An 11202-nucleotide genomic window follows, 5' to 3' on the forward strand; every position below is an offset into this window, starting at 1 on the left:
TGACTTTGAAGTCGAATTTTCAACCAACATGTTTACTTTTCGACTATCGGTGGGTACACTGCCCCTACCCGCTATAGGAAAGGTTTCATGTCAAGCAAGAATTCATCAAATCCCATAGAGGAAAACCGGTGGAAAAGCCGTTGGTCGGCGGCTGGGTATCAGTACCCGGCGCGGCGTATCAGCCATGGCGCTGATTGGCAAAAGGCACGGCTTCTCGCGTCGGATGTCGACAGCCGCGCCTATGGCCACTTCGCGGAACCGGGGCTGTTCGGCTTGGATTGCTTTGATGCCATGGTATCCGCTGGCCATGACATCGATGGCTATATTTTTTTGAGCCAGTCTCTCAGCCTGCACCGCCTCCCTCGACTGGACGAGGCCTTGTCTCTCTGCGGAACCGTAGAAGAATTAACGCCGGTCCCACGGGGCATGATGGCTCGGGAGTGCTATCAGTTCCTAGATGCCTCCGGGAAACTGTGTCTGGAAACCCACCTGATCGGCATTGTTGAGCCGTTGGGCGATGCCCTGTCCGATGACGCCATCGGCCATATGCCCGTTCGCGAACAGGCACCGGCCGACGGCTGGACAATGATCGGCGAAAAGCAGATTACGCCCGAAAAGGTCATCGCGTTCTCAAAGGACGTAGGCAATGACCTGCACTTCGACCCAGAGATGGCTCAGCATTACGGCTTTCGCGCGCCTCTAGCCCAGGGGGTCATGACGGTGGTGTACCTGCTCAGTGCCCTGTCAGAAAACACGATTCCTTCAGGGTTCAAAGCGCAGGTCGATTTCCTGCGGCCGGTATTCTGGGATTCCACGGCCACCTTGTGGATCCACGGGAAAGACCATGGCCCAAGTGATACTGTGTGGGTGCAGAGCCGCAATGAAGAGAACAAGGCCACTGCAAACCTGATCGTCAAACAGCTATCGTACGATTAATTTTCGGGCTATACATACATGGGAACCATTGTCGTACAGCTGATCATTTCCGGCATCCTGATGGGCATGGTGTATGCGCTTGTCAGCGTCGGATTGACGCTGATCTTCGGCGTATCGCGCATCATCAACTTCGCACACGGCGATTTCGTCATGGTCGCCATGTATGCCGGTTATCTGCTCAATCAGTATTGGGGCATCGACCCGTATCTCGGGATTTTCATTGTTGCACCTGGCATGTTCCTGTTCGGGCTTGCGATTGCATACGTCATCGTCCGCCCAATCATTGGGGCACCACAGGTCGCACAGATATTTGCAACGCTGGGGTTGGGCCTGGTACTGCAGAATTGCGCGCTGTTCTACTTTGGGGCGGATTTCCGCAGCGTCACGTCCATCGTGTCCGGAAAAACGTTCCGAACCATGGGGCTGAGCTTTCCGGTGGCGAGCCTGGTTGCTTTTGCGGTGGCGGTCCTGGTGGTCATCGCCTTGTATCTGTACCTGCGGTACTCCTACACGGGCAAGGCCATGCGCGCAGTCGCCCAGGATCGGCGCGCGGCATCGCTGATGAGCATCAATGTCTCAAAAATCGATTTTCTGACGTTCGGCTTGGGTTCCGCCTGTGCCGGCATCGCTGGCGCATTGCTGCTTCCCTTGATGCCCGTCTATCCATCCGTTGGCCTCAACCTGGTGATCATTGCGTTCGTCATCGTCGTGCTGGGGGGCATGGGCAGCTTGTGGGGGGCGCTGATCGGAGGCATTGTGATTGGCTTGATAGAAAATCTCAGTGCCTTTTACATAGGCTCCGATATGCGGCAGATCGCCTATTTCATCGTCTTTTTGCTGGTGCTTCTGGTGCGTCCGGTTGGCCTGTTCGGTGTCAAGGGTTCCGAGAGGGTGGGTGAATGAATACGACAAAGATGCGTTTCATCGACCGGGCGCTAGGCTTGCCCGGGGCCGTGGCGCTCCTTTGCCTGGCGGCGGTGTTTCCGATTTTTGTCAGCGATTCCTATGCCTTGCATTTTTTATGGAAGATCTTATTTTGGGCGGTCGTCGCCAGCGCATGGAACATCGCTGGTGGCTATGCCGGCCAGTTTTCTCTGGGGCACGCGGCGTTTTTCGGCATAGGCGCCTACGCATCGACCATTCTTTTTGTCAGGTTCGGCGTGTCCCCCTGGTGGGGCATGCTGGTGGGCGGGGTGCTCGCCGCCTTGGCGTCCGTCGTTCTTGCGCGCCTGACACTGAGGCTCAAGGGGCCGTTTTTCGCGCTCGCAACCATTGCCTTTGCCGAGGTTCTGCGCATCGTGGTCGTCAATGCGCGTGATCTGACCGGCGGCTCGCAAGGTATTTCCATCCCCTTCAAGCCCGCGTTGGAAACGCTGATCTTTTCTGGTCGCACACCCTACGTGTATACGATGCTGATCCTGTTGGCCGCCGTCATATTGTTGACGTTCCTGATCCAGCGCTCCTGGTTTGGTTTTTCCTTGTTGGCGTTACGTGAAGACGAAGACGCGGCCGAGACCCTGGGGGTCGACACGGTCGCCATGAAAATCGTTGCCACCGGCATCAGCGCGTTTCTCACGGCGATCGCCGGCGTGCTCTACGCCCAGTACATCCTCTTGATCGAGCCAGTCACCGTCATGGGCTTGGATTTTTCGATCCAGGTGGCCGTGATCTCGATCATAGGCGGCATGGCCAGCCCAGTGGGGCCGCTGCTGGGCGCGTTACTGATGGTGCCGCTGAGCGAATATTTGCGAGCCGAGTTCGGCGGTTCATTCCAGGGCTTGTATCTCATCATATATGGGGCGCTGCTCATGGTCATGGTGATCTTCATGCCGCAGGGGCTGGTCAGCGCCATACGCCAGCCACGCAGCACCTGGGCCAGGATTTGCAGCATATCGGGTTACCAAAGAAAGCGGATCCGGAGGGCCGACCATGCTTGAGATCGACCGACTCTCCCGCGCCTTCGGTGGTTTGAAAGCCGTCAACGAGGTCTCGTTCACGCTGCAACGCGGGGAAATTCTTGGCTTGATCGGGCCGAATGGGGCCGGCAAGACCACCTTGTTCAATTGTGTGGCGGGGGCGATCAAGCCCTCGTCGGGTTCGATCCGTCTTGAAGGGGCCGAAATCGGGGGGCTCAAGAGCCACCGCGTCTGCCGCATGGGGCTGGGCCGTACCTATCAGATCGTTCGGCCCTTCAATAATCTCACGGTCTTCGACAACGTCATTGTCGGTGCCCTCAATCGCAGCCGCAGGATGCAAGAAGCCCGCCTCCTCGCAATGGACGCGCTGCAGGTCACCGGCTTAATACCCATGAAGGACATGCTGGCGGTCAATCTGACCCTGCCCGGCAGAAAGCGCCTTGAAATTGCCCGGGCGCTTGCCACCGGGCCCAAGCTCTTGTTGCTGGACGAGGTCATGGCCGGCCTGAATCCCACCGAGATCGAAGCCGCAATCGAATTGATTCGGGACATTCGCAAAAGCGGCATTACGGTGCTCATTGTGGAACATTTGATGCGAGTCATCACTTCGGTGAGTGACCGGATCGTCGTATTGCATCATGGCCAAAAGCTGGCTGAAGGGGATCCGGCCACCGTGATGAACGACCCGGCCGTAATCGAGGCGTATCTGGGGGAGGACTTCCTTGCTTGACGTTCGCGGACTCAACGCCTATTACGGTGAAATTCAAGTGCTCCACGACGTGACCCTGTCGGTCAGGTCAGGAGAAGTCGTTGTCGTCGTTGGCGCCAACGGGGCCGGCAAGACCTCGTTGATCAATGCATTGTCAGGCACCATCGATCGCGAAGGCGAGGTCTTGTTCGAAAACAAGCCCATCGGTGAAATGGCCCCGCATGACATCGCCGGCATGGGCCTGATCCAGGTACCGGAAGATCGCCACTTGTTTCCCTTCCTGACCGTAGAAGAGAATCTGGCGCTCGGTGCGTATCCCATGCGGGCACGCCCCGTGGCGGATCAGACATTGAAGGACGTCCTGGTTCTGATGCCACGCCTCGAAGAGCGCCTGCAACAAATCGCCGGATCCCTGAGCGGAGGCGAGCAGCAGCTTTGCGCAATCGGCAGGGCCTTGATGTCCAGGCCCCGGCTTTTGATGCTCGACGAACCGACGTTGGGCCTGGCGCCCATTATGGTGTCGCTGGTGTTCGATCTGATCAGTCAGATTCGCGATGCGGGAACCACGGTTCTGCTCGTCGAACAAAACGTCAATCGCTCGCTGGCTTTGGCGGATCGGGCCTACGTCCTGGAGGGCGGGTCTATCGTGTTACAGGGTGGCGGCAAGGAACTTCTTGCCGATGAACGTTTGAAGGCTGCCTATCTGGGCGGTTAGGGGTTGGCTGCCCTCTTCCGGGGTCAGCGTGATACACACATAAAGGAGACGTGATGATGAAATTTCGAACGTTATTGAGCACAGCCGCCATTCTGGCGGCCATGCAGATTCCCACAGCATCATTGGCTGCGGACACGGTCAAGATCGGGACGCTGTTTCCAATGAGCGGCCCGATGGCGCTGCTGGGAAATGAGGCCTTTCAGGCCGCCGACATTGCGCGGGAAATGGTCAACGAACAGGGGGGTGTACTGGGCAAACAGATTGAATTCGCGACCGCGGATGCGCCTGATCCCACCTCGGCCAACGCCGAGGCAACCCGCCTGATCATACGGGAAAAGGTCCCGGTCATTGCAGGCAGTTATTCAAGCGCACTTTCCTTGGCGGCCAGCGAAGTCGCCGAGCGCGAGAATGTACTGTATTGGGAAACCGTGGCGGTCGCAGACAAAATCACGGAACGCGATTACAAGAACATCGTCCGGCTGACCTTCAATTCGTCCATGATGGGGGTGACGGCCGCTCAGTTTGCCAAGGATATTGCCGGCTCTCTGGGCAAGGAACCCAAGGACCTGCGAATCGGCATCATCTCGGAAGACTCGGAATTCGGGCAATCCGTGGGTGACGCCGCGGCAGACGAAACAAAGAAACTGGGGATGCAGCTGGTCGCCAACGAACACTACAGCCGCACCGTGACGGATCTCTCTTCCTTGGTTCTGACCCTCAAGGCCAAACAGCCGGACGTCGTCATCGCCACATCCTATCTAAATGACGGCATTCTGTTCTGGCGCCAGGCCCGGGAGCTCGATCTCAATGTGGACGCGATGATCGGTATTGGCACAGGGTACGCCCTGCCAGACTTCCTGAAGGCAACAGGCCAGTATGCCAACGGTATTTTCGACATCGACGCCCCGAGCAGCCTCAACGTGGCCGCATTGCCCGAGGCGACGCAGAAGCTTTACAAAGACTTTACCCAGCGCTTCCAGGAAAAAACCAAACGGGATCCCGGTCCGCTGGCCTACATCACTTTCGGGGGGTTCTGGACCTTGTTCAATCAGGTCATACCCACGGCAGGCTCCATGGATCCAGCGGTTCTTCGCAAGGTGGCCGGAGAGCTTGACATGCCCGCCGGCAGCCTGTTGACCGGCGCCGGCGTTCAAATCAACGAAGCGGGTCAAAACGAACGGGCGTTGATTTCCGTCATGCAGTGGCAGGACGAGAAGCTCGAAGTGGTCTGGCCTCGTGATATCGCAGTCAAGGAGCCAATCATGCTGCCCTTGCCCAACTGGGACAAGCGTTGAGTCATCGATGTCATGAACGGCTGGCAAACATTGGATACACTGAATGGCCTACTCGAAGCGTCGGCCCGGCGCAAGCCGGATGCCTGGATCAGCTGGGCCGGGGAAACCAGGCGGACCTATTCAGATTTTCTGCATGCCAGCCGTTGTTGCGCCACAGCGCTGGGCAGCCTGGGCGTCAAGAAGGGTGACCGGATCGCCTTCTGGGCACCCAACTCGGATGCTTATCTCGATTTGTTTCTCGGCGCCATTCAGATTGGCGCCATCGCAGTTCCTGTCAACACCCGGTATGGCGCCGCCGAAGTCGGTGCGGCGCTGGGCCACACGCGGCCCGGCGTATTGGTCATGGATCCGGGCTTTCATGGCATCGCATTCGAGGACATCCTGTCTGCCATCGATGCCGGGCAGCTCACCAGCATCCACACGATACTCGTCTGTGGCGAACACGGTCTTTCAGGATCCGTGTTGCCATCTGTGCAACGGGTGAATCATCCGTGGGCGCTGTCGCACTCGCCGTCTTTCGTGCAACCGCTTGCCGACGACGAATGCGCTATTTTCACAACCTCTGGGACCACCAGCGGGCCCAAATACGCGGTGCACACCCATGGATCCATCGCGAGACATGCCCGCGACGTATCGCGGGCCTTTCACTACGACGACCCTGACGCGGTGTTATTGCACACATTGCCCTTTTGCGGCATTTTTGGCTTTAGCCAGCTAAGCGCCACCATCGCGGCCGGTGCAAGCAGTGTGTTCTTTCCTCTGTTCGACGCCGAATCCTGCGGGCGGACCATACAAGCGTACCAAGTGACACATACCAGCGGCACGGATGACTTGCTGAAACGTATCCTGATATCCGCCAAAGAAGATCGTCCTTTCCCGTCTCTGCGTGAATGCGTCTATGCGGGCTTCAACCCCGCGCTGGCACGGTTCCCAGAAGAAGCAGAGCGGCGCGGCATGGCTCTGATCGGCTGCTTTGGCATGAGCGAAATACATTCCTTCTTTTCCAGGCAAGAGGGTTCACTGCCTGTGGAAAAACGAAAGATCCCCGGCGGCCGTCCCGTCTCTGATCACGTGCGTGTCCGTGCGCGAAACACGGATACGGGCCAGATTGCGCCGCACGGAGAAATAGGAGAACTGGAGATTTTCTCCAAGGATCTGTTTTCATATTACTTTGAACAGCCCGCCGCCACGCAAAAGGCATTCACCGAAGACGGATTTTTCAGGAGCGGGGATTTTGGCAGGACTTTCGCAGACGGGACTTTCGAGTTCCTGGGCCGGCGGGGCGATTTCATGCGGCTTGGTGGGTTCATGGTGAACCCAAGGGAAATCGAAGAAACGCTTCAGGCGCTGGATGCGGTGGAGACCGCGATTGTGGTCGACGCGCCGCATGTCAACGGGACGCGTGCGGTTGCCTTTGTAAAACTTGCACCGCACAAGTCATGGGACGTGCCCGGTATGCTGTCACATTGCCGAAAGAATCTCGCTAATTTCAAAGTGCCTTCAATTTTCGTACAGGTGGATGATTTCCCAATCACCATGGGCGCCAATGGCGAAAAGATCCAAAGGAACAAGCTGAAAACCCAGGCCTCTGCACTTTTGTCCGAATGAAGCATAATAAGAAAGGAAAACCTCATATCTTGTCGTTCAAGGATCCTCATGTTTAAAGCGTTATTAATCAATAAATCAGAGTCGAACTATCATACCGAACTGTGCGATCTCGATGAGTCGCGCCTGCCGGAAGGCGATGTCACGGTGCGGGTAGAATATTCGACGATCAATTACAAAGACGGGCTGGCCATCACGGGCCGCAGCCCCGTTGTTCGTTCCTTTCCAATGGTGCCCGGGATCGACTTCGCGGGCACCGTCGAATCCAGCCAGCACAGTCGGTGGCAGGTGGGCGACAAGGTCATTCTCAACGGCTGGGGCGTCGGCGAAAAGCACTGGGGCGGCCTGTCCGGCAAGGCGCGGGTCAATGGCGATTGGCTGGTACCGCTGCCTGCAGCCTTCAGCACGCGCCAGGCCATGGCAATCGGTACGGCAGGCTATACCGCCATGCTGTGCGTGATGGCGCTGGAGCGCCACGGGTTGAACCGGGAATCGGGCGACATCCTGGTGACGGGTGCGACTGGGGGTGTCGGTACGGTCGCCATTTCACTGCTGTCTTCTCTGGGTTTCAACGTCACCGCCAGCACCGGGCGCCCACAAGAAGCTGATTTTCTGAAGTCGTTGGGCGCCTCGTCGATCATTCATCGCGACGAACTCAGCAGCAAGGGCAAGCCGCTCCAGAAAGAGCGCTGGGCGGGCGCAATCGACACGGTGGGAAGCCATACATTGGCCAATGTGTGTGCATCCATCCGCTACGGCGGTGCAGTCAGCGCCTGCGGCCTGGCGCAAGGCATGGATTTTCCGGCTACGGTCGCCCCGTTCATCCTGCGCGGTGTCACTTTGTATGGCATCGACAGCGTCATGGCACCGCCGGCCATCCGTAATCAGGCATGGGAGCGGCTGGCTGCCAACCTGCCCATTCAAAGGCTTGATGCGATTGTTTCAGAGATCGCCCTGGATGAGGCCATACAAGCAGGCGCAGACATCCTGGATGGCAAAATACGGGGTCGCCTGGTTGTAGATGTCAACCGATCTGGAAAGTGACCGGCGGATTTCCCCCCAAGAGGATCGCGAGCAATCGCGAGCAGGGAGCGGCGCGAGGCAAGCTGGCTCGGGCCGCGACCAGCATATACGATCCATCTTTTTTTTAAAAAATGTAGCGACAGAATTCTGAGGGATATCCGTCAAAAGCTGTTACTACAAAATATTTAAAAGTAGCATCTACCCCCCCGCTCTCGTCCCTCTACTATCGAGCATGGGCGCCTCGCGGGCGGCTGCGCGCCAATGGACGACTACCTGCCAGCCTCGTCCAACCGGCCCACCTCGGCATCCGTCAGTTTCAGGCGAGCCGCACTGATCAAGACATCGAGTTGATCCAGGGATGTCGCAGAAGCGATTGCAGCCGCGACGCCCGGCTGCGCATTGATCCACGCTATTGCGATCGCGGCCTGCTGGACCCCACGAGCGGCCGCAAGCGCGTCCAGTACCGCGAGAATCCGCAAGCCGCGATCATCAAAATATTTTTTCAGCCAGCCACCACGCGGCCGGTCCGCTAAATCCGCTGCCGAGCGATATTTGCCAGTCAAGAATCCCGACGCCAGCGAAAAATAAGACAGCGCGCTCAGGCCGTTTTCCACCACGAAATCCTGCACGGGCCCCTCATAGGCCGAGCGACTATAGAGGTTCAGCTCATTCTGAACAGTCTCATAGCGGGCAAGACCCAGTTTCGAGGCCACGGACTGCGACTGCGCCAATTGGGCGGCATCGAAATTGGAGCAACCAATATAGCGAACCTTGCCAGCCTGGATCAGGCGGTCGTAAGCCCGCAAGGTTTCCTCGGGTGCCACGGATGGGTCCGGCCAATGGCTCTGGTACAGGTCAATGTAATCTGTCTGAAGGCGCCTTAACGATCCTTCGACCGCTTGCTCGATCCACGAGGCAGACAGATCTTTCTTGCCCTGCCCCATATCCGAACCCACCTTCGTAAACACATGAATACGATCCCGATTGCCTCGGGCGCTCAGCCAACGGCCAATGATCTTCTCGCTCTCGCTGTCGTTGCCCGGCACCCAACGCGAATAGGAATCTGCCGTATCGATTGCTGTGAACCCCGCGTCGACAAAGGCATCGAGGACACGGAAGGACGTTGCCTCATCCATCGTCCAGCCCAGCACATTGCCGCCAAAGACCAGCGGCTGTATCTCAAGATCCGTTCGCCCCAGCTTCCGGGTTGTCGACATTACGTTTTCCTCCATCAGGTTCAGTCACGATGCTCATTCGAACCGAAATTTTACAGGACTGAACCTCCACGACCGCACTAAGCCACCGCGTCAGACGTGTTGCCACGGCCACAAACGTGCCAGCGTCTCAAACGTGAGTCGGCACCAGGTGGCCGACCGGTTCCGGTGTTTTCCGCGCGCGGATTTCTATGTCATAACCCAGCCGGTTCAGGCAGTCTATTAGCTTACGCTCGGAGAAGTTCGAGAATTCGCCACGCAGCAGGTTCGACACCTTGGGTTGGGTCAGGCGTTGGTGCGAGGCCGGAATCACACGATGGGCGTAAAGCCAATGTTTATAAGGGTTTCAGAGTTTTCTAGAACTTTGGGGTACACCCTAGGGGACTTTAAATGTAAATGTTGTGTAAAGGCTACGCTCCGGGAGATGTAGTGACAGGGGGATTATTACCCCCCTGTTATATGTCGTGACAGCAAACATTTAACTGCCAGAGCTGCAAGAAAAACCCAACATTCTCCCACCCAAGTAACGCAAGCAATTGCACCGAAATCGCCCTAATGGATTTTAATGCGCAAATCGAGGGGGGCTATTTTTTCCAGTTTCGCGCAGAGGCCGAGGCCTCGCGCGGTGTATCGATGACCGCGAGCATCGCTTGTCGGCCCCCCTTCTTGTTTGCTCGGAGCACGTCTTCCAATAGCGTGCGGCAATGATGCCCTCCACCAATCCAACCGGTTTGTGCCAATTGGATGAACTCTGTGTTGTTGAGATACCTTGGGCAGTTTTGATACCCCACAAAGACGCCACCTTGCTTGCCTTTGGCCTCAGGCAAAGTTAAAAACGTGTCGAGGTGAACTGCTGACATGGTGATGCCAGGAACGAGACTGCTATCCCCTGCGTTCGGTCTGACTTGTTCGCAGAATTTAAAGTAACAAGGATCTTCATTGAGCCGGTAGCTCCAAAGAGAGGGCGGCGCAGGCGGCGTGTTCGTAGCCGACTGCTGAATGACAGCCTGAAATTCCATCATCCTCCCAAGCTGTTCATGCAGGTTGCTAGAAGGGGGCACAGCGTAGGACCAGCCATCGCTATTCTTTTCCATTCTCTTGTATTGAAGCAGCAAAAAATTTTCATAGCATATGCTGTAGACGATGAGATCTGTACCCAGAACCGTCTCCAGGTCAGTCTGGTCCGTCACCCAGATGCGCACTGAGCGCGCGCGCCCATCAGAAAAGATAACAGACCGGTCTGGTGCCTGCCCAAGCAATGACTCGAACATGGCTCGATCATGCTCTACTAAGCTGCGCTCGTGAATGGGGACCGCATCGTCCATCAGGTCAACGATTGAGTTGGCCGTATCCGCATCTTCAACGTTGATGGACTTCAATATGGAAGCCCGATCGAGTCCGCTAATGTCCAGCGTCAGGCCCAGGCCGTCGCGCTGTTCATTCAGGCGTGCAATACGGGTCGAGTGGCCCAGTAATCGATGCTGGGCCTCTCGGGCAGAGACGATGGCATCCAAGCGAGCTGCGTCGCCGGGCCTCGCGCTCTTTATTTGCTCTAATAGGCGAACCCAGGCGTTCTGATCCAGACGCTTCATCGATCCTGGGGTGGACACGCGTCCATTCCCATCCTGGATGTTCAGTTGCGACAGTGGAATAGGCTTATCAAACGTTAGGGAACATCTGATCAAGGTGCTTTGAAAACTGACCGAAACAACACAAACGGTACGAATTTCATAATGCAGAAGAAATGTCCGAAAGTTGGTCAAAATCGGGGCGATTTTCACCCTGGTCA

Annotated in this window: 10 protein-coding genes and 1 pseudogene; 8 read left to right on the top strand and 3 right to left on the bottom strand. The window is 57.0% G+C overall.

Features of this window, described 5'->3' with window-relative positions; translation table 11 throughout:
* Window positions 1–87 precede the first annotated feature (87 nt).
* The 8 genes from WCZ84_RS05495 to WCZ84_RS05530 are packed head-to-tail and all read left to right on the top strand — an operon-like array spanning window position 88 to window position 8220.
* Window positions 88–936, top strand: a complete 849-nt coding sequence (locus WCZ84_RS05495) for a MaoC family dehydratase (protein ID WP_372685254.1) — start codon at window positions 88–90, stop codon at window positions 934–936.
* An 18-nt stretch (window positions 937–954) separates the two neighbouring features.
* Window positions 955–1839: a branched-chain amino acid ABC transporter permease gene (locus tag WCZ84_RS05500; RefSeq protein ID WP_372685255.1), complete on the top strand. Its 885-nt coding sequence runs from the start codon at window positions 955–957 to the stop codon at window positions 1837–1839.
* Window positions 1836–2873 carry a branched-chain amino acid ABC transporter permease gene (locus WCZ84_RS05505; protein WP_372685256.1) on the top strand — a complete coding sequence of 346 codons (1038 nt, stop codon included), beginning with the start codon at window positions 1836–1838 and terminating at the stop codon, window positions 2871–2873. The genes WCZ84_RS05500 and WCZ84_RS05505 overlap by 4 nt, the downstream gene beginning before the upstream one ends.
* Complete coding sequence (locus WCZ84_RS05510) at window positions 2866–3582, top strand: ABC transporter ATP-binding protein (protein ID WP_372685257.1); 717 nt, start codon at window positions 2866–2868, stop codon at window positions 3580–3582. The genes WCZ84_RS05505 and WCZ84_RS05510 overlap by 8 nt, the downstream gene beginning before the upstream one ends.
* A complete protein-coding gene (locus WCZ84_RS05515) occupies window positions 3575–4276 on the top strand; it encodes an ABC transporter ATP-binding protein (protein ID WP_372685258.1) in 702 nt (233 codons plus the stop codon). The genes WCZ84_RS05510 and WCZ84_RS05515 overlap by 8 nt, the downstream gene beginning before the upstream one ends.
* A gap of 53 nt (window positions 4277–4329) precedes the next feature.
* On the top strand, window positions 4330–5571 hold the full coding sequence (locus WCZ84_RS05520; RefSeq protein ID WP_372685259.1) for an ABC transporter substrate-binding protein: 1242 nt from the start codon (window positions 4330–4332) through the stop codon (window positions 5569–5571).
* A gap of 12 nt (window positions 5572–5583) precedes the next feature.
* Window positions 5584–7179 carry an AMP-binding protein gene (locus tag WCZ84_RS05525; RefSeq protein WP_372685260.1) on the top strand — a complete coding sequence of 532 codons (1596 nt, stop codon included), beginning with the start codon at window positions 5584–5586 and terminating at the stop codon, window positions 7177–7179.
* Between the two features lie 48 nt (window positions 7180–7227).
* Window positions 7228–8220 carry an MDR family oxidoreductase gene (locus tag WCZ84_RS05530; protein ID WP_372685261.1) on the top strand — a complete coding sequence of 331 codons (993 nt, stop codon included), beginning with the start codon at window positions 7228–7230 and terminating at the stop codon, window positions 8218–8220.
* A 248-nt stretch (window positions 8221–8468) separates the two neighbouring features.
* On the opposite strand, the gene WCZ84_RS05535 is transcribed toward WCZ84_RS05530, so the two are convergent.
* From WCZ84_RS05535 to WCZ84_RS05545, 3 genes and pseudogenes are all read right to left on the bottom strand, one after another.
* Window positions 8469–9416 (bottom strand): aldo/keto reductase, encoded by a 948-nt coding sequence (locus tag WCZ84_RS05535; RefSeq protein WP_372685262.1) that lies wholly within the window; start codon window positions 9414–9416, stop codon window positions 8469–8471.
* Between the two features lie 127 nt (window positions 9417–9543).
* Window positions 9544–9702: pseudogene (locus WCZ84_RS05540) on the bottom strand (helix-turn-helix domain-containing protein); the annotation flags it as partial.
* A 295-nt stretch (window positions 9703–9997) separates the two neighbouring features.
* The coding region (locus WCZ84_RS05545; protein ID WP_372685263.1) for a hypothetical protein at window positions 9998–11202 on the bottom strand (1205 nt) is incomplete at its 5' end.

The organism is Castellaniella sp., from assembly GCF_041675725.1.
Taxonomy (GTDB): domain Bacteria; phylum Pseudomonadota; class Gammaproteobacteria; order Burkholderiales; family Burkholderiaceae_B; genus Castellaniella.